The following is a 20,262-nucleotide window of genomic DNA, read 5'->3' as shown; positions in this document are numbered from 1 at the left end:
CTCCCGGAGGACTCCCGAAAGGCCCCGAGGGCGCCCGGTCTCGCCGATAGGATCCACCAGGCAGGGGTGCTCCCTGCCGCAGCACCGCAGAGGAGTACCAGCACGTGACGACGGCGACCGACCAGTCCACCCGGCCGACGTTCACCGGAGCCCCAGGCTCCACCGTCATCGTCCGTGACGAGTCCTGGCTCGTCACGTCGATCGAGCCGACGACAGACGGTCATTTCGTCCATGTCCTCGGCCTGTCGGAGCTGGTTCGCGACACGGAGGCCGTGTTCAGCACAGCGATCGACGACGTCCAGGAGGTGGACCCTTCGGCGACCCGCGTCGTCGCCGACGAGTCGCCGAAGTACCGCCGAACTCGTCTGTGGCTGGAGGCGATGCTCCGCAAGACGCCGGTCCCCGTCGCGGACCCGAGCCTCACGACGGCGCACCGTGCCCTCGCGGACCCGCTCGACTACCAGCTCGCAGCGGTGCGCCAGGCGCTCGACCCGGACAACCTGCGCCCCCGCATCCTTCTGGCGGATGCGGTCGGCCTGGGCAAGACGCTCGAGATCGGCATGATCCTCTCCGAGCTCGCGCGCCGAGGCCGAGGGGAACGCATCCTCGTCGTCACGCCCAAGCATGTCCTGGAGCAGATGCAGTTCGAGCTCTGGACGCGCTTCGCCCTGCCGTTCGTCCGCCTGGACAGCACGGGCATCCAGAGGATCCGCCAGAAGCTGCCGGCGAACCGCAACCCGTTCGCGTTCTTCAAGCGCGTGATCATCTCGATCGACACGCTGAAGAGCGACAAGTACGTGGCGCACCTGCGCAAGCAGCGCTGGGACGCCGTCGTGATCGACGAGTCGCACAACGTCACGAACACCTCGACGCAGAACAACCGCCTCGCGAACCTCCTTGCCGAGCGCACGGACGCTCTGGTCCTCGCGAGCGCGACCCCCCACAACGGACGCGCCGAGTCGTTCGCGGAGCTGGTCCGCATGCTCGAGCCGAGTGCCGTCCGCCCGGACGGGACGCTCGTGGAGGAAGAGGTTCGGCGCCTCATCATCCGCAGGCACCGCCACTCGCCCGACGTCGCGAGCGTCGTCGGTTCCGACTGGGCGGAACGCCTCCCGCCACGCAACGAGCTCGTGCCGGCCTCGCCGGTCGAGGAGGAGATCGCGCGCGAGCTGGAGCAGGTGTGGCTGTGGCCGGCGTCCGGCCGCAGCCCGTACTCGGGCAAGGCCTTGACCCTCTTCCCGTGGACGCTCGCCAAGGCGTTCCTCTCCTCGCCGGCGGCACTCGCGGACTCGGTCCACAACCGCCTGCGCACGCTCCGGGAGCGCCAGGAGGTGGGCGTCGGCGCCGAGGTTTCCGCGCTGGAACGCCTCCAGCACCTAGCCGATGCCGCGCTGACCCAGCGCTCAGGCAAGTACGACGCCCTGCTCGCCGAGCTCCGCAGCATCGGCGTCGCCCGCACGAGCACGGCTCGTGCCGTCGTCTTCGCCGAGCGCGTCGCCACCCTCGGCTGGCTCCAGGAGAAGCTCGTCCGGGATCTCGGCATGACGAAGGACCAGGTGCAGGTGCTGCACGGGGGTCTGAGCGACGTCGAGCAGCAGGACGTCGTGGACTCGTTCAAGCTTGCGTCGTCGCCGATCCGCGTGCTGGTCACGGGAGATGTCGCCTCCGAGGGCGTGAACCTGCACAGCCAATGCCACCACCTCATCCACTACGACATCCCGTGGAGCCTCATCCGGATCGAGCAGCGCAACGGCCGCATCGACCGCTACGGGCAGAAGCTCGCCCCGCAGATCGTCACGCTCCTCCTGCAGCCGACGACGACGGACCGCTTCGGCGGGGACATCCGCGTGCTCACGCGGCTCGTCGAGCGCGAGCACGAGGCCCACAAGGCCCTCGGCGACTCCGCGTCCCTCATGGGCACGTACGACGTCGCGGCGGAGGAGAAGGCCATCGAGGAGGTCATCCGGGGGCAGAAGGACCTGGACGACGTGGTCCGCAGCCCGGAGGACGTCGCGGCGGCCGACGGCATCGACGGCTTCCTCGCGCGCCTCCTCAGCCTCGGTTCGGGCACGGAGGTGCCCGACGCCGCCCCCGTGGTCCCGACGAACGGGTCGCCGGCCGCCGTGGGCACGTCGGGCCTGTACGACGGCGAGCTCGCGTTCCTCACGGATGCGGTGCACGAGATCAGCCCGACGCCGGGTATGGCGCCGCCGAACGGGGTGGGGTGGACGCCGCCGTCGGCCCACGGCGTGGCGAGCCTCCGCCCGCCGCGCGACCTGCGACAGCGGCTGGAGGTCCTCCCACAGTCGTACCTGGACGCTCGCGACGTGACGCAGACCCTCAAGCTGGCGACCACCTCGGCGCGTGGCAAGGCGGAGCTGGTCCAGGCGCGGACCAGCGAGTCGACGTCGACCTGGCCCGAGGCGCACTACCTCGCCCCGCTGCACCCGGTCGTCGACTGGGCCGCCGACAGGGCGCTCGCCGTGCTCGGTCGCGACCAGGTGTTCGCGGTGCGCGGCGCGGTCGACCAGGTCACCGTGCTGCTGCAGGGCACGCTGACGAACAAGCGGGGACAGGTCGTCGCGACGTCGTACATCCATGCGATCTTCCCCGACGAGAGCGATCCGCAGTTCGCGCTCGCCCAGGTGTTCCCGTCGGCCTCCGAGGCGATCGCGGCGCTGGCTCTCGAGGCGGTCAACACGGGCGCACTCCGTGCCGCCGAGCAGCTGCAGCCGTTCGTGGCTGAGGCGGTGCGTGCCTCGGACGCCCCGATCGCCGACCAGGTGGCCGCCATCCGGGCCGAGACGGAGCGCCGGGTGAGCAGCTGGCAGGAGCGCAGCCGGAAGTGGCGCCTCGAGTCGCAGGTGCTCGTGCAGCGCGACGAGCTGCGCAGCCGCAAGGAGCGCGTGGACGAAGAGACGCGCCTCGCGGAGTCGATGCTCCCCGACCGGACTCTCGTGCGCCCGCTCCTCGTCGTGGTGCCGGCGACGTGGTCGGGCGCCCCTCCCCAGGTCGCCGGTCCTGAAACCTGGGTTTCACCGATCGAGGAGGACCAGCACTGATGGCGGTGAGCGACGCGATCGTCGTCGGCGAGGACTGGATCAGCGAGCACTACTTCGCGACGGACGGCAAGCAGTCGTTCCAGGCGCGCGTGCTGGACCGCCGCAAGGAGTGGGACGCCGAGACCGCGGAGGGTCGTGCGACGACGCGGTCGCGCTTCACGGAGTCGCGCGGCGAGCTGTTGTCGGTCTTCGCGTCGTTCGGCGAGGAGGGCGGTCGTAGCCCTGAGCTGCCCATGTTGTACGAGCGGTTGCGCCGGGTGCTCGGGTTCGAGGGTGCGGGCCTCGTCGCCGAGCGCTCCGGCCCGGTCCTGCGTGTGCACGCCACAGGCCTGAAGGGCGCGGCCCCGCTGGCGATCGTCGAGGCCGTCGCCGTCAAGGACGTCGAGTCGCTCCTCGCCAAGGGCGATGCGCACAAGCCGTCGCCGGCGGACCGCACGCTGCTCGTTCCGTTCGACGTGGACGAGTCCACCCAGGTCCACTCGGTCGCTCGCCTCCTGTCGTACCTGTTCGTGTCCGACGACGCGCCCGACTTCGCGCTCGTCCTCGCCGGGGGCACGGCGCTCGTCGCGGAGAGGGCGCGCTGGGCGGAGGGCCGGTACCTCGCCGTCGACCTCCAGCTCGTGGCCGAGCGCGCGGACGCGAAGCGCGGGGGAGAGATCGACCGCGCACTGACGTGCCTGGCCGCGCAGTCCCTCGCGCCCGACGCTGAGGGCAACGTCTGGTGGTCAGGCGTCCTCGAGGACTCCGTGAAGCACACGGTCGGCGTCTCGAAGGACCTGCGCGAAGGAGTGCGCCTGTCGATCGAGCTCATCGCCAACGAGGTCGTGGAGCGGCGCCGGGCGCAGGGCCTCGACCCGCTCCCGCAGTCTGAGGCGCAGACGCTGGCGAAGCAGTCCTTGCGGTTCCTCTACCGCATCCTCTTCCTCCTCTACGCGGAGGCGTCGCCCGAGCTCGGCGTGCTACCCGTCGGCGACCCGGCGTACGAGCGCGGGTACAGCCTCGACCGTATGCGCGAGCTGACTCTCGTCGAGCTGGCGAGCGCGTCGGCCGAACGAGGCACGCACCTGTACGAGTCGTTGCACGTCCTGTGCCGACTCGTCGACCGCGGGCACGAGGGCGGCACCGCGCCCGACGGCGGCGGCGAGACCGAGGGCCTGACCTTCCGGTCCCTCAAGGCCGACCTCTTCGCGCCCGCGGCGACGGCCCTGGTGGACGAGGTTCACCTGGGGAACGGCACGGTGCAGGAGGTGCTCCGTCACCTCCTGCTCAGCAAGGAGGTCAAGGGAAAGGACCGCGGGTTCATCTCCTACGCGGAGCTGGGCATCAACCAGCTCGGTGCGGTGTACGAGGGCCTGATGAGCTACACGGGCTTCTTCGCCGAGGAGGACCTCTACGAGGTCGCGAGAGACGGCAACGCGGAGAAGGGCTCGTGGGTCGTGCCGACGACCCGCGCCGAGGGGATCGCTGCCAAGGACTTCGTCCGCGCCGAGGACCCGGTGACCAAGGAGCTCAAGCCCGTGGTCCACGAGCGGGGGACGTTCGTCTACCGGCTCGCGGGGCGGGAACGGCAGCAGTCGGCCTCCTACTACACGCCCGAGGTGCTGACCCGATTCACCGTGTCGCAGGCCCTCGTCGAGCTCATCGGCCCGGACGAGGTCAAGGAAGGCTCCGTCGAGTGGGAGGGCCGCGAGGTCCCCCGCAAGATGTCAGCACGCGAGATCCTCGACCTCACGGTGTGCGAGCCGGCGCTCGGCTCCGGTGCGTTCGCCATCGAGGCGGTGCGCCAGCTCGCCGCCGCATACCTGCGGCGCAAGCAGGAGGAGACGGGCAAGCGCATCGACCCCGACGCGTACGCGGCAGAGTTGCAGAAGGTCAAGGCGTACATCGCCCTGCACAACGTGTACGGGGTGGACCTCAACGGCACTGCCGTCGAGCTCGCCGAGATTTCCCTGTGGCTCGACACCATGGGCAAGGGGCTGCAAGCGCCATGGTTCGGTCTGCACCTCAAGCGCGGCAACTCCCTCATCGGCGCACGACGCGCGGTGTATCGCCGCGACGAGCTCGCCAAGAAGGCCTGGCTCACCGCGGTGCCGGCGGACGTGCCACTCACGCCGTCCGACGCCGATCGCGCCGCCGGGCGGTCGAGCTCGCTCGGCGACGTGGGCGGGAGGATCCACCACTTCCTGCTGCCCGCCGCCGGCTGGGGCAGCGCCGTCGAGGCGAAGGAGGCCAAGGAGCTCGCGCCTGAGGCGCTCGCCCGCCTCAAGGCGTGGCGGAAGACGGTGCTCGTCGCTCCGTCGAAGAAGCAGGCGAATGAGCTGGTCAACCTCGCCCACCGCGTCGAGGCGCTGTGGGACCTCGCGCACCAGCGGCTCCGTATCGCCGAAGACCAAATCCGGCGGTCCATCGACGTGTGGGGCGCCGAAGACCTGCCTGTCGGCGGGGACGTCACGCGCGAGCAGATCGAGGAGGCACTCGCCGATGCGAAGGGTGCCTACCAGCGGCTCCGGCTCGTCATGGACGCGTGGTCGGCAATGTGGTTCTGGCCGCTGACTGACGGGTTAACCCGGGTTAAGTCGGACGACGGTTCCGAGGAGAGCCTCGAGCCGCCGACCCTAGACGAATGGATCGCTGGGCTGCGAGCCGTGCTCGGCGTCCACGCCGAGACCGGAGCCTCGGGGCGTGGACGGAAGTGGACCGGTGGCGACCAGACCCTTGGGTCGACTGCCGACTGGGACGAGCTCAACGAGGCCGAGGAGTTCGAGCTCTCGTTCGCCGGTGTCGCATCGCCGGAACGGGTGCTACGCGAGCACCCGTGGCTCGTCGTGTGCCAACGGGTCGCCCGGCAACAGGCATTCTTCCACTGGGAGCTCGACTTCTCGTCGGTGTTCGCAGAGCGGGGCGGGTTCGACTTGCAGGTCGGGAATCCGCCGTGGGTCCGCCCCGTGGTCGATCTCGAAGCGCTACTCGCCGAGGCCGACCCCTGGTGGCAACTCAAGAACAAGGCGACCCATTCGGAACTAGCCGCGCACCGAGAGTCGGCCCTCGCCACCGAAGACATGGTCGACTTCGTCGCCGGAGCGATCGGCGACGTCGAGGTCACCAAGCGGTTCCTGAGTTCGGTCCAGGACTACCCACTCCTGGCAGGCCTTCAGCCCGACCTCTACCGCTGCTTCATGGAGCAGAGTTGGCGTCATCAATCTCCACTCGGGATGACGGCCCTTATCCATCTCGAATCTCACTTCACAGACGAGAGGGCCGGAGCGCTCCGCGCCGCAACCTACGAGCGCCTGCGCCGACACTGGCAATTCATTAACGAACACCAACTTTTCGAGATTCAGCACCAAAAGCGATATGGGATCAACATCTACGGCCCCTCCGGCGCACCCCGTTTCATCCAAGCCGCGTCGCTGTACCATCCGGACACAGTCGAGAGGTCGCTTGCTCACGATGGCAACGGCCCTGAGCCGGGAATTAAGGACCTAGAGGGCCGCTGGGACGTCAGGCCGCATGCTGCTCGGATCGTCAGCGTCAATGACGAAGTGCTCGGCACGTGGAAGCAGGTGCTCGAGAGCAGTGGCGTTCCGGTGCGGCAAAGCCGGATGATCTATGCAGTCAACCGATCGGCGGCGGACGTGCTCGATGCGCTATCTTCGGGACCACGCGTCGATTCCCTGGAACTGCAGTTCTCCGCGGGCTGGCACGAGAAGAACGACAGGACGAAGGGCCGCTTCGATGCTGCATGGGGCGTGCCCCAGTCATGGGAAGTCGCGATTCTCCAGGGCTCGCATATTGGTGTGGCGACGCCTCAGTACAAGCGCCCAAACGAGACTATGCTCCACAACACCGACTGGACCTCGATCGATGTTGAAGCACTCGATGCAGGAGCAATCCCGGCGACGTCGTACAAGCCGCGCGGCGACCGCAAGGCCTACGACGCGGCGTACACGCATTGGACCCGCGACGTCGTCGTCGGCCCGGACGGCAAGGCCATCGACGACTCCCCCACGGTCGACCCGAAGTACGTCCGCCACGTCGAGACCGCCACGCGCGCCGACGGCACCACCGTCCGTACCGAGACCGTCTCCGCCCGCGCCTTCTACCGCCTGGCCTGGCGCCGTATGGCGGCCAACACCGGCGAGCGGACGCTCATACCTGCAATCATCCCGCGATACGGCACGGAGATCCAGACCGTCTATACGGTTGGGTCACCGAAAGACACCCGCAAGACGGTGCTCGCGGCGTCATATTTACAGTCCCTCATCGCGGACTTCACCGTTCGTTCCACCCCTAAGTCGGACATCCTCTTTTCCACGGTGCAGCGCCTTCCCTACGGAGGCGACGCCTACGGTCGCGAGCTCATGTTGCGAACCCTTCGCCTGAACTGCGTCACCGACGCCTACGCCGACCTGTGGTCGGAGTGCTACGACGAGGCGTTCCGAGACGACTCGTGGACCGGAGTGCCGGAGCGCACGGGCTGGGTGGATCTCGGCGACGTTGACCCGGAGTGGACGCCGGAGACGCCGGTGCGCCGGGCGGAGGACCGTCGCCAGGCGCTGCTGGAGATCGACGCCCTGGTGGCTCTGTCGCTGGGTATGACCGCGGACGAGCTGTGCACGATCTACCGGACCCAGTTCCCGGTTCTGTACGGCTACGACCGCAACCGCGACCACTACGACGACGACGGCCGACTCGTCCCGAACAGCGTTCTGGCCACCTGGCGCAAGAAGGGTGGCAACGACGGCCGCTTCTCAGAAGACGATCTCACCGCCGTCCACCCGGGCAGCGGCGTCGCCTACACCTACGAGCTCCCGTTCCAGACTCTCGACCGCGAGGTCCACATGCGCCAGGCGTACGCCGGGTTCGAGCGCCGCCTCGCGGTCAGGGCGGGCGACGTCGGCTGAGTCAGCACCGCTGCGCCCCGGCAGCGGAACCACTGCCCAGTTCCCCTCCGATCAGTTCCAGCCTGAAAGCACTCCATGCACCCCTCTCGCGTTGCAGCACTGCCCGCGCTCGCCGTCGTCTCCCTCGCGTTCCTGACCGCCTGCGTTCCGAACATCGTCGTCGGGGAAGAGGAGGGGCCGTCGTCCGGGGCCGAAGCGCCAGCCGAACAATCGACGACGACCGCTTCCGCCGAACCGGCGGCCGAGTCGGAACCGACGGAGGACACTACCCAGCCCGCCCCGAGCGACAACGCTCAAGTAGAGCTGGTGCAAGCGGTCACCGAGTACACGGACGCATACTTCGCAGGCGACTGGGACGTTGCCTACACCAAGCTGTGGTCCGAGCGGTGCAAGGCGAACGACGACGCGCGCAACGGATTCCTGGGCACTCTTATGGCGCAGGACATCAACTTCCCGGAGGGGAGCCTTCGTCCCACGGCGAAGGACGTCGTCGTCGATCGGATCGACGGCACGCTAGCCGTGGTGTCGTATGGCTTCGGCGAGGGTGCGATGAGCGGCGAGATCGCGTTGCAACCGTGGGTGCACGAGGACGACCAGTGGCGGTTCGACGACTGCTGAACGGACCCGCGCTTCGGACCGAGCAGCTCAGCGGTCGTCGGAGGTCGTCGAGTCGGCGCACTTGTCGCCGTCGGTGACCGCGGCCCAGAGATCGTCCAGCGAGAACGGGTACTCGAGCCAGGTACCGATCCGTCCGATCCTGACGACGAGCCCGTCATCTGCGATGTCGATGGCGATGTCCCATTCCGCCGAGCTCTGCAGCGCGTCCTCGAGCCCAGGCAGGTCTTCGCGTCCGACGGCAGCGCGAACGTCGTCGATCGAGTGAAGGAGCACCTCGGCGCTGCCACGTCGTGCGCGACCGCGGCGCGAAGCTCGCCGCGTCACCCGAGCACTCCGCGCGCCACGTCCTCGCACTCCGTGCAGAGCCCCACCGTGCCCGACGCTCTTCCGAAGCTGCCGCAGTCCGTGCACCAGAGTCTGCGGGAGCGCTCGACGGCGAGCATCTGCTCGATGGCACGAGCGACGTCCTCGAGGGTGCCGGTCGCCGCGCTGATCTGGACCGTGAGCTCCGCATCGGCCGGGTCGAAGTAGCAGACGTCCCGCCCTGCCGGCGCGACCGTCACCACGCCGTCGTCGAGGCCCAGCACGACCTGGACCGGTGATCCATGGGCGAACCAGCTCCCGCGCGCGTCGGAGGCGAAGGAGGTAGGAAGGAGCGGGCGCAACCTGATCCGCGGAACCCGCACGATCTGATCCGACCCAGAACGCTCGAGCTCGCTGTCGCCTAGGTCGTCGAAGAAAGGGCTGAGCGCCGCACTGAGGTGGGTGTCCGCCGTCTCGTGCACTATCCATCGAGGAGGAGCGATCATCCTTCGGTCCTGTCGTCCGTGAATCTGCGGGGCAGTCTCTACCGGCTTGCCGACCGGCCCTTCGTCTTCAGGAACTCCGTGAGGATCTGCATGGCGCTGGGCTCGTACTCACGCCAGAGTCTCTCGATGTTGTCGAGCTGGATGGCGCCCGTGTGGATCGCCTCGCACAGGCGCATCCAGGCCTCGCCGGAGGCCCCAGTCAGCGCACCTGCGACCGATGCGTTGATGACCGAGCCGATCCCCGGGATGACCTTGAGCGCACTCCGGACCAGGGCTCTGCCGGCGAACTGGGTCGCGAGCTGCGCGAGCGCTTGCGCGGAGAACACGACCTTGAGATCAATGCCGTACACCGCCGAGATCTTGCCCATCATGCCGAGCTGGATCGGTGCCAGGGCGACGGCGTCGGCGAAAGGGATCGGCACCATCGCAGCCGTGACAGAGCTGGCCACCGCGGTCCTGATCGCCCGTCGCGCGAGCTCGCGCTTCATCGGGAGCGAGAGCTGTTGCGCCACCCTGAAGGCGTCCTGCGCGCTGTCCCGTGACAGGTCGAGCGTCGTGGTCAGAAGCTCAGCGAGCCCGTGCTGCGGTCCGCCGAACTTGCCCTGGTCGACTGCCGCCGTGAGGACGGTCGCCGCCACGGGAAGGTCGAGAGGCTCGCCTCGTCCGTCCGCTCCATCCGGGTCGGCGAGGAACGCGAGCATCTTCGCCGCGTCGTCGGACACCGTCCACTTGTTGGTCAGGTGGTTCTTGACGCGCGCCACCTTGGTCAGCACGACGATGACGTGCAGGCCGTCCGCGGCGAACGCCCGGATCATGTCGATGTCGGGCTGCGTGAGCCTGCTGGACGTCGACAGCACGCAGTACCAGACGACCGCGATCTGCTGCTCGGGCGGTCCGGCCGCGATGGTCTGCAGGTTCTGCCGGATGCGCTGAGCCGGGTCGACCTGCGAGCCGATCTCGAATCCCTCGAAGTCCCAGATGCCGAGGGCATGCGCTTCGTCGACGTGATAGGTGATGCCCTTGGTGACCGGCATGCCGACGCCCGTCTCCGCGCGGTCCTCGCCAAAGATCGCATTCAGCAGGGAGGACTTCCCGACGCCGGTTCCACCGACGATCGCGAGGTTGAAACGGCCGATCCGCTCCCGTTCCGTTCTCGCCGCGTCGAGCAGGGGCGTGGGATCCATCGTGGGGTCCTCAGCCACCCCACTCTTCCGGCGGCCCTTCGTGCCGGAATGCGTCGCTTCCTGGTCTTGGTCCTTGCCAGATCTCACACCGACTCCTTCGAAGTTGAGCGTGGCCACACTAGCCGCGGACTTCGGGGCCGATCGTCGAATACGGGGCTGAGCGCGACAAGGCAACCGGTATTTCACCCGGACTCGTCCCCCGTCGCTACGTCCAGGGCGCGGGCTTTCGCCGCAGCAACGCTCGGCCGCCACCGAGACTGCGGCTATTCGAGGCACAGCGAGCACGCGAAAAGCGCCAATCCGCCCGCCGTGTGGGCTGTGATCATGAGGCCAGGCGAGCTGGCGGTCGGTGACTACCTTCGGACCTGATCAGCTCCCGTTGAGGTACGCCTCGTACTCGAGTGCCGATTCCATGATCTCGTCCTCGGTCACGAAGTCGTCCCACTCCCGCAGGTAGGGGCGAACCGACTCGACACCGTTGCTGCACACGACGTCGTCGTGCCAGTCGTCGTTGTAGGTCACGGAGAAGCCGCAAGACCAGCGAGGATCCGGGGCGACGACAGCCTCGCCCCACGGGGCGTCGCCCTCGGTGTCGCTGTAGCAGTGCTCAGGGACGTTCTCGCCGGTGGCGCAGGGGTCCTCGGGACCCGTGTCCGGCCCGACATGCTCGACCTCGGGGCGCGTGTCGTCGCCGATGTCGTAGCCGGTCGAGCAACTGCTCATCGCCGCCGCCAGCGTCGCCACGAGGACAACGGTGTTGAGCTTCCTCAAGACGTTCTACCACCTGTCTGATGCGACTCACGCGGAGGCCTCCGCGTGAGCGCGATCGGCGCGGTCAGGGTACCGACAGAACTACCGTGCGTGGCGCTCGGCCTGGGGTGAATCTCGCCCCACGGTCGAGGGATCCTGGTGAGCCGACCCGCCGCGGCGGGTGCGTCGTCTGCCACGATGTCCCCTGTGAGCGAGCTCCTCCCCGTGTCTCAGGCCGCGTCGTTGCGGTCCAGCCTCGTCGAGTACCTCGGGACGACGTTCTCGCTCGCGGACCCGGACACGCGGGACGTCCTCGAGGAGTTCCTCACAGCGCCGAGCACGGGGATGTTCCGTGGCCCGTTCGTCCGGCTCCGCCTGCCGTTCCGCGCGGCCGACGACGGCTGGCGCGACAGTCTCGAGTGGCACGAGGGCTTCCCGCCCTACGGGCACCAGGCAGCGGCGTTCCGCCGCCTCAGCAGCCTCGACCTGGGCCCGGGCCACCGCGGCCCGGAACCGACGATAGTGACTACGGGCACCGGCTCCGGCAAGACGGAGGCGTTCCTCTACCCGATCCTCGACCACGTGCTGCGCGCGAAGCGCGCGGGCGCCGGTGGGACCAAGGCGATCATCCTCTACCCGATGAATGCCCTCGCCAACGACCAGGCGAAGCGCCTCGCAGGGCTCATCACTCGCTACCCGGCGCTCGGAGGCGTGACTGCGGCGCTCTTCACGGGGCAGGACGGACCCGAGCGCAGCATGGTGAACGACGAGGGCTTGATCACCTCGCGCGATGCCATCCGCGACACCGCGCCGGACGTCCTGCTCACCAACTACAAGATGCTCGACCAGATGCTCCTGCGAGAGAAGGACGCAAAGATCTGGCAGCAGAGCGCGCGCAGTCTCCAGTACCTCGTCCTCGACGAGTTCCACACCTACGACGGCGCGCAGGGAACCGACGTCGCGATGCTCCTGCGCCGCCTCGGCCTTACCCTCAAGAGCCACTGGTCCGACGACGAACCCTTCACCGCGGAGGAGCGTGAGCGTCCGCTCGGCCGTGTCACTCCCGTCGCGACCTCGGCCACCCTCGGCGACAAGGGCGACCCGGGAGCGATGCTCTCCTTCGCAGAGACGGTCTTCGGCGTCCCCTTCGGGCCCGACGCCGTGGTCACGGAGTCCCGGCTCGCGCTCGACGAGTGGGTCGGGGAAGCCGCAGAGATCGTCCGCCTGCGCGACCTGCGTCCGATCGCCGTCGACCACGTCGTCGCGCGGCAGGTCCTCGAAGCGCTCGACGACGAGGCGGTTGGAGCCGTTGATCCTGACCACCTCACCAGGGAGGTCCTGAGGCACCTGTACCGGGTGCCGCCGGCGGGGGCGTACGACACCGACGTCGTGCTGTCCGACTGGCCCCTTCCCGAGCTCGGCGAGGCCGACGGAGCGTTGCTCCTCGACCTTGCGAAGGCGCACCCGCTCGTCCAGCGCCTGGCCGACGCCGCCCGGGACGCCGTCCCGCTCTCCGACCTGGCGCGCGAGGTCCTCGATCGCGGTGTCGGCGTGGAGGGAGACGACGACGGCGAGCCGTTCCTCTCCGCGGTCTTGTCCGCACTCAGCCACCTGCGGGTCGTGAACGGTCGACGCGCCCTGTCGGTAGACGTCCACCTGTGGGTGCGCGAGCTGACGCGGATCGACCGCGCGGCATCGAACACGGCGAGCTTTCGCTGGGGCGACGACGGCGTCGTGCTCGACGCCGGCGCCGAGGGCGACGGCGCCGCGACGCCGACGTTCCCCGCGATCTACTGCCGCCACTGCGGCCGGTCCGGCTGGGGCGTCGCTCTCGCGCCGACGGGCGCCGACCTCGACACCGAGGACAGCGGGATCCGCGAGCGGCACCTGCGCCGCGACGAGCGGTTCCGCCCTCTCGTGCACGCGCTCGAGGAGGACCAGCGGGCTGCGGCCGGCGAGCAGGTCGACGACCTCGCGTGGCTCGTCGTCCAGGAGCGGCGGCTCGTGCACCAGCGTCCGGACGACGTAAGCATGGAGCAGGGCGGCGTCCTTCCGGTCCTCACGCACCGCGGCGAGGACGCCGGCAAGGCGTCTGCCGACGACGTCTGCCCGTCGTGCCAGCAGCCCGACGGCATCCGGTTCCTCGGGTCGGCCATCGCGACCCTTCTCTCCGTGACGCTCTCCGGCCTCTTCGGCACCGAAGGGCTGAGCCCGACCGAGAAGAAGGCGCTCGTCTTCACCGACAGCGTGCAGGACGCGGCCCACCGCGCGGGTTTCGTCCAGGCGCGATCCCACGCCCTGACGCTCCGCGCTGTGCTGCGCGAGGCGATCGGGCACGGACGCACCGACCTCGACAGCCTCGCGCGCACCGTCGTCGAGCTCGCCGGGGACGAGCAGGACAAGCGCTACCGCATCCTCGCGCCGGCGCTCGCCGATCGGGAGAAGTTCGCGCCGTTCTGGCAGAAGGCCACGCTTCCCCCGGCTACCTCCGCCGTGCGCAAGCGTGTCACCAAGCGGCTGCTGCTCGACATCGAGCTCGAGCTCGGCCTCCGCTCCGGCGTCGGGCGCACGCTCGAGCTCACCGGCAGCGTCGTCGCCGAGGTCGAGGTCGCCCCGGAGATCCTGCTCCAGGCGGCCAGGGACGTGCTTGCCGAGGGCAACGTGCAGGACGTGCTCGAGGTGTTCGCTCCCACGGACCGCGAGCTCGTCGCCTGGGCGCGTGGAGTGGTCGAGCGCATGCGGACGCGAGGCGCGATCGACCACGGATGGTTCACGAGGTTCCGGCAGGAGGACGGCAACCGCTGGTCGATCACCGGCGGGCGGTTGCGCGCCGAGGGCATGCCGGGCTTCGGCCGCGGCAGCAGCGCGCCCGGCTTCCCCCGGATCGGGGGCGGGCCGGCGGCCAAGGACTCGGACCTCGACCCGATCGGCGCGGCGCAGGGCTGGTACGCGCGGTGGGCCACCAAGTGCCTCGGGGTCGAGCGTGCCGACGCGCCGACGCTCGCGCGCCTGCTCTTCCAGAAGCTGGCGAGCCGTGACGTCGTCGGTACGTTGATCTCGTCCTCGGGTGCGACGACGTACCACCTCGCACCGACCTCGGTCGTCGTCGAGCCCGCCGAGCTCGCCGACCTGCAGACTGGCCGGCTGCGCCTCGCGTGCGACGTGTGCCGGTCCGAGACCCCGGGAACCGTCCAGGTGGTCGACCAGCTCGAGGGCTGTCCGTGCCTCGTGGCGAGGTGCACCGGGCGGCTGCGGCGTCGCGCCGTGGAGGACAACTTCTACCGGCGGATGTACGAGGCGAGCGACATCCGGCGCGTCGTCGCACGTGAGCACACCAGCCTGTTGCCGGACGACGTCCGGCTGCACTACGAGCAGCAGTTCAAGGCGAGCGAGCCGGCTGCGGACGCCCCCAACGTCCTCGTCGCCACGCCCACGTTGGAGATGGGCATCGACATCGGTGACCTCTCGGCCGTCATGCTGGCGTCCTTGCCGCGCAGCGTGTCGTCGTACCTGCAGCGCGTGGGACGAGCAGGGCGCCTGACGGGCAACGCCCTCGCTCTCGCATTCGTCGCCGGTCGCGGCGACCAGCTGCCGCGCTTCGCGGAGCCGCTGAGCATCGTCAACGGCCAGGTGCGCCCACCCGCGACGTACCTGGACGCCGAGGAGATCCTGCAGCGCCAGTACCTTGCCTCGGTGGCCGACGTCCTCGCACGTCGCCCGGGGGGCCCGCACCCGAAGACTGCCGCAGAGGCGCTGGGCACGACGGAGCCGGGATCGTACCTCGGCGAGATCATCGCCGAGGCGGAGGAGAGCTCCGGCGCCCACCTGGCCGCGTTCCTCGGCGCGTTCCCGAACCTGCGAGCGCAGGTTGCCGAGCGCCTGCGCGCTTGGGCGACGCGCGACGGCGACCTGCCGGGGACGAGCTGGCTCGCGCGACGCTGCCACGCGGCGTCGGCCACGTGGCTCGGCCGGGTCGAGTCGCTGAACCACCGGGTGGCGGACATCCAGAAGGTGATGCCGGAGCTCGAGCAGAAGGCCCGCTCGACCGCCGCGACCAAGGACGACGAACGGGAGCACCGCACTGCCCGGGCGGCACTGGGCCTCGCGCGTCGTCAGCTCTCCGACTTGCGCGGGGAGTACTGGGTGAGCGTGCTGGAGGAGTTCGGGCTGTTCCCCAACTACACCCTGCTCGACGACTCGGTGTCCCTCGAGGTCGCCCTGTCGTGGGTGGACCCGGACACGCAGGAGTTCCACAACGAGCCGCTCGTCATCGAGCGCGGCTCGTCCCTCGCGCTGCGCGACTTCGCCCCCGGTGCCACGTTCTACGCGCGGGGGTACGCGATCGAGATCGACGCCGTCGAGCTGGGGCGCGACGACGAGGCTGTGCGGACCTGGGCCTGCTGCCACGACTGCGGCTACGTGCTCGACGTCGGCGAGACCGGCGTCCAGGCCGCCGCGGTGCCGCCGTGCCCCCGGTGCGGGAGCATCGCCATCACGGACGTGGACCAGCGCCTCGAGGTCGTCGAGCTGCGGGCCGTGTCGTCCATGCTGCGCCGCGAGGAGGCCGCGATCGACGACCGGCGCGACGAGCGCAACCGTGAGCGCTTCACCGTCCTCACGCTCGCCGACATCGACCCGACCCGGGTGACGCGACAGTGGTTCGTCGATGGCTACGGGTTCGGAGCCAAGCACCTGCGCGACGTCTCGATCCGGTGGCTCAACCTCGGCCGCGCCGCGGCGCGGGGGAGCACCCACGTGATCGGCGGCGAGGCGGTCGACGCCGCGCTGTTCCGCGTGTGCGCCGTCTGCGGCAAGCTCGACACCGCCACGGGGGCGAACCGCGCGAGCGAGCACCGCCCCTGGTGCCCGCAGCGCAAGGCCGACACCGAGCGTACGACGAGCATCGCGCTGTCACGGACGCTGCGGACAGAGGGCCTCGTGATGCGCCTGCCCACATCCGTGACGCTCGGTGACGACTTCGCGCTGCCGAGCCTCAGCGCAGCGCTGCTGCTCGCGCTCCGGGAGCGGATCGGCGGGGCCCCGGACCACCTCGACGTCACGACCGTCGTCGACCCTACTCTCAGCGACGGCGGCGACAACCACTACGCCCTCCTGCTCCACGACCGGGTCCCAGGCGGTACCGGCTACCTCACCGAGCTCGCAGACCCGACGATCGTGTGGCACATGCTGCGGCGCGCGTGGGAGATCCTGCGAGACTGCTCGTGCCAGCAGGAGAACAAGCTCGCGTGCGACCGTTGCCTGCTGCCGTTCGCGTCGGGGAACGAGGTGCAGCGGACCTCGCGGGCCGCAGCGGAGCGGCACCTGAGGACGATCCTCCTCAGCGGTGACAGCGGGAACCATGGCGCGGGAGGAGCGGTCGATCCGCAACAGGTGAGCATCCCCGACGACGTCGCCTGGTCCGTCACCACCGACGAGCCACCTGCGCCTGATCCCGAGTCTCAGCTGGAGCAGAAGTTTCGCGAGGTGCTGCGTGAACGCCTGAAGACGATGGGCGCAACCGTCGTCGAGCAGCCGACGCACCTCGGGAGCGCGTGGCGTATCACCCTGGGCGGGGGTGCACGTTGGCGCCTCGAACCGCAGCAGTACGTCGCCGGGGCGAAGCCAGACTTCGTCCTGACGAGCGAGCGCCCGGACGTGCCGGACACGGCGATCTTTCTCGACGGCTGGCTCTACCACGCGAGCCCCGCCGTCAACCGCATCGCCGACGACGCGCAGAAGCGGCGGAACCTGCGCGACCACGGGTTGCAGGTGCTCGCGCTCACGTGGACCGACCTCGGCGCCGCGGACTCGTCGCAGGCGTCGTCGCCGAGGCCACCATGGCTCATGCCCGGGGCACGCGAGATGGTGCTGGCACAGGCCAAGGACCAGCTCTCGCCAGCCGCGCTCGCCCTCGTCGAGACAGGTCCGCTCGAGATGCTGCTCGACTGGCTCCAGGGTCCGCAGCCGACCGCGCGGGAACGGCTCGGCAAGTGGCTGCCGATGCTTGCGCTTCCCTCCGCGCAGCATCGTCCAGTCCCAGCAACCGGACAGCTCTCCATGGCGGCGCGCGACGTCCTGGACGGCCTGCCCTCGCCGTCCACGACGGCCGTCGGTGGTGTCTGGCGTTCCGGTGCCGTGGCGTTGGCTGTCCGCATGGTCGAGCTGGCCACGTCGACGTTCGAGGTCGCCGTGGTCCTGGACGACTCGGACGACGCTGTCGCCGACGAGAGCCACAAGGCCGCTTGGCGCGAGTGGCTCCGCCTGTCGAACCTCCTGGGACCCCGTCTCGACGCGACAGTCATCACGTCGCGCACCGCGCTCGTCGAGGGCCGCCCTGAGCCCTCTCCGACGGACGCTGTCGTGCCGGTCGCCGACCTGCATGCCGCGGTGCCCTCCGGGCACCCGTGGCACGAGGTCTACGTCGAGGCGCTCGACCACGAGAGAGAGCTGCTCGCCGCTCTCGCCGACCTGGCCGGCGACGGGGTCGGCACACCGTCGCTCGGGCACGAGACCGCTGACGGCGTCCCGCTGTCCCTGGCCTGGCCGGAGCTGCACGTCACCGCCATGCACGATGATCTGACCGATGGCGATGTCGCCGACATCGAGACCGAGGGGTGGGTCGTCGTCGCAGCCGACGCCGGCGCGCTCCGCACCGCACTGACGAGGGGTAACGACTGATGCCGCAGATCGTCTTCGGACCGCAGCCGCAGGCCAAGCTCGACGGGGCAGCGCAGAAGGCGGCCTACGCCTTCCTCGCCAAGCTTCAGCAGGACGACACCGTCCCGGGCCTGCACATCGAGCCGATCAACGGCACCAAGGACCCGCGCGTCCGTACCGGGCGGGTCAGCGACTTCTGGCGTGCCGTCCTCGTCAAGGTCCAGGGACAACAGAGCGAGGCGCACTACGTCTACCTCGGTACGTACCCGCACGACGACGCGATCGCCTTCGCCAAGAAGGTCACCCTGGAGATCAACCCACGGAACGGCATCGCCGAGCTGATCCTCGCGGACGAGCAGTCGGCGCCTGCGGTCGTCGAGACCGAGCAGGTGTCGGCGTCGGTGGAGAAGGCTGTCGACGAGACACCGGCAGAGCGGTTCCCGTTGCTCTCCGCCTGGGACATCACGGCAGAGACGCTCGAGTCCCTCGGCATCGAGCCGCGGATCGCCCGTCGTGCTGTCACCGCACGCACCGAGGACGAGGTGATGGCGCTCGTCGAGCACGCGCCCGCGGAGTGGCAAGGACTCGCGCTGCTCGACCTCGCCACCGGCACGCCGCTCGACGAGGTGCGTGCGAAGCTGGGGATCGGTGCCACCACCGAGACCAGCGGCGAGGACGACGACGATCTGCTCGCGGCGCTCCAGCATCCCGCAGCACGCCTCGAGTTCGCCTTCATCGAGGACGACGCTGACCTGCGAGCCGCCATCGAGAGCACCGACTTCGGCAGGTGGCGGGTCTTCCTGCACCCCGAGCAGCGGCGCTACGCCGTCGGTGACTGGAACGGCCCGTACCGGCTCTCCGGTGGTGCAGGGACCGGGAAGACGGTCGTGCTGCTCCACCGAGCGCGTCATCTCGCGAAGCAGGACCCGACGTCCCGCATCATCCTCACCACGTTCAACAAGACTCTTGCGGCTTCCCTCGAGGAGAACCTTCGACTGCTCGATCCTGAGCTGACGATCGCGCAGAAGCTCGGTGAGCCCGGGATCGTCGTCGCCAACGTCGACGCTCTCGCGCGCCGCGTGCTGGCTTCCGCCGAGAGCCGCATCGGCAGCTCGGAGCAAGGCCCGGGCGCCGTGGCGAAGGTGCTCGGCGAGCGTAGTCCGCACGTCCTCGAACCGACGGCGAAGGCGGCGTGGGACACCGCGGCGGGAGCGGCCCAGAGCGCTCTGCCCGCGGAGCTGCGCACCGAGGCGTTCCTCGCGACCGAGTACGAGACGGTGATCCTCCCCAACCGCGTGACGACCCGTGAGGCATACCTGCGAGTCCGTCGCCCGGGACGCGGCGTCGCGCTCGACCGCGCGCGCCGCAACGCGATCTGGGACGTCGTCGAGGCCTTCCGCTCGGCCGCCGCCGCGGCGGGATCGACGCACTTCGACGAGAAGGCGATGATCGCCGCGACGTACCTGGACGAACGCGCTGACTCCGGCGAAGGTCGGCTCGCAGACCACGTCCTGGTCGACGAGGGCCAGGACCTCGGTCCGACGCGCCTGAAGTTCCTCCGAGCGCTCGTCGCTCCGGGCAGGAACGACCTGTTCCTCGCCGAAGACTCGCAGCAACGGATCTACGGGCAGCGGATCGTCCTCAGCAAGTACGACATCAACGTGCGAGGACGGTCTCGCCGCTTGACCCTCAACTACCGCACCACTGCGCAGGTGCTGCAGTTCGCTGTCGGGGTGCTGCAGAATGCCGAGTTCGTGGACATGGACGCCGAGGCCGCGACGAGCGCGGGCTATCGGTCCGCGCGCAGCGGGCCAGTCCCTGTCGCCGTAGCGGCGTCCTCCCTGGTCGACGAGTACGAGAAGGCGGCGCAGATCATCAGGGGGTGGACGGCAGATGACGGTGCACCCGAGACGACCGGCATCCTCGTCTACACCAAGTGGGACGCCGAGAAGCTGCAGCGGGCACTCCTCGAGCGCGGCGTCGAGACGCGGTTCGTCGCGAACGACGCGCCGGCCGAGAAGGGCAAGCCGGTCATCATGACGATGCACCGGTCGAAGGGCATGGAGTTCAAGCGCGTCCTGCTCTTCGGTCTGAGCGCCGACTCTGTCCCGGGGATGCACCACCTCGAGAAGCTGCCGGAGGCGGAGAAGCAGGACGCACTCCTACGGGAGCGGTCGCTGCTGTACGTGGCGTCGACGCGCGCCCGGGACGAGCTGGCGGTGCTGTGGAGCGGGGAGCGCAGCGAGCTTCTTCCCACGATGCAGGGTTGAGGGGGAGT

9 protein-coding genes are annotated in these 20,262 nt (G+C 69.6%); 5 read left to right on the top strand and 4 right to left on the bottom strand.

All coding sequences use genetic code 11. From position 1 onward, the window contains the following. Positions 1 to 104 precede the first annotated feature (104 nt). From ACFVN3_RS00885 to ACFVN3_RS00875, 3 genes are all read left to right on the top strand, one after another. Positions 105 to 3,062 carry a helicase-related protein gene (locus ACFVN3_RS00885; RefSeq protein ID WP_378229602.1) on the top strand — a complete coding sequence of 986 codons (2,958 nt, stop codon included), beginning with the start codon at positions 105 to 107 and terminating at the stop codon, positions 3,060 to 3,062. Beyond that, the gene (locus tag ACFVN3_RS00880; protein WP_378229600.1) at positions 3,062 to 7,966 is read left to right on the top strand and encodes a class I SAM-dependent DNA methyltransferase; all 4,905 of its coding nucleotides are present in this window, start codon (positions 3,062 to 3,064) and stop codon (positions 7,964 to 7,966) included. Before ACFVN3_RS00885 ends, ACFVN3_RS00880 begins: the two co-directional genes overlap by 1 nt. 75 nt (positions 7,967 to 8,041) lie before the next feature. Then, positions 8,042 to 8,584, top strand: a complete 543-nt coding sequence (locus tag ACFVN3_RS00875; RefSeq protein ID WP_378229598.1) for a hypothetical protein — start codon at positions 8,042 to 8,044, stop codon at positions 8,582 to 8,584. Between the two features lie 27 nt (positions 8,585 to 8,611). Here the strand turns inward: ACFVN3_RS00875 and ACFVN3_RS00870 are convergent, their stop codons facing one another. The 4 genes from ACFVN3_RS00870 to ACFVN3_RS00855 all read right to left on the bottom strand — a co-directional run bounded on the left by ACFVN3_RS00870 (position 8,612) and on the right by ACFVN3_RS00855 (position 11,321). Further along, positions 8,612 to 8,857: a hypothetical protein gene (locus ACFVN3_RS00870; protein ID WP_378229596.1), complete on the bottom strand. Its 246-nt coding sequence runs from the start codon at positions 8,855 to 8,857 to the stop codon at positions 8,612 to 8,614. Positions 8,858 to 8,904: 47 nt separating this feature from the next. Then, positions 8,905 to 9,393 carry a hypothetical protein gene (locus ACFVN3_RS00865; protein WP_378229594.1) on the bottom strand — a complete coding sequence of 163 codons (489 nt, stop codon included), beginning with the start codon at positions 9,391 to 9,393 and terminating at the stop codon, positions 8,905 to 8,907. A gap of 38 nt (positions 9,394 to 9,431) precedes the next feature. Further along, positions 9,432 to 10,577: a DUF697 domain-containing protein gene (locus ACFVN3_RS00860; protein ID WP_378229592.1), complete on the bottom strand. Its 1,146-nt coding sequence runs from the start codon at positions 10,575 to 10,577 to the stop codon at positions 9,432 to 9,434. 369 nt (positions 10,578 to 10,946) lie between these two features. Further along, entirely contained in the window at positions 10,947 to 11,321 is a 375-nt protein-coding gene (locus ACFVN3_RS00855) for a hypothetical protein (protein WP_378229590.1), read from the bottom strand. A 213-nt stretch (positions 11,322 to 11,534) separates the two neighbouring features. Between ACFVN3_RS00855 and ACFVN3_RS00850 the strand changes: the two genes are divergently transcribed. Together ACFVN3_RS00850 and ACFVN3_RS00845 are read left to right on the top strand one after the other, a co-directional pair. After that, complete coding sequence (locus tag ACFVN3_RS00850) at positions 11,535 to 18,005, top strand: DEAD/DEAH box helicase (protein ID WP_378229588.1); 6,471 nt, start codon at positions 11,535 to 11,537, stop codon at positions 18,003 to 18,005. After that, entirely contained in the window at positions 18,005 to 20,254 is a 2,250-nt protein-coding gene (locus ACFVN3_RS00845; RefSeq protein ID WP_378229586.1) for a 3'-5' exonuclease, read from the top strand. Before ACFVN3_RS00850 ends, ACFVN3_RS00845 begins: the two co-directional genes overlap by 1 nt. Positions 20,255 to 20,262: the final 8 nt, after the last annotated feature.

Source organism: Cellulosimicrobium sp. NPDC057862 (genome assembly GCF_042797035.1).
Classification (GTDB): domain Bacteria; phylum Actinomycetota; class Actinomycetes; order Actinomycetales; family Cellulomonadaceae; genus Cellulosimicrobium.
Note: the sequence above shows the minus strand (reverse complement) of the source record. Positions and strands in the feature narration are given on the sequence as shown.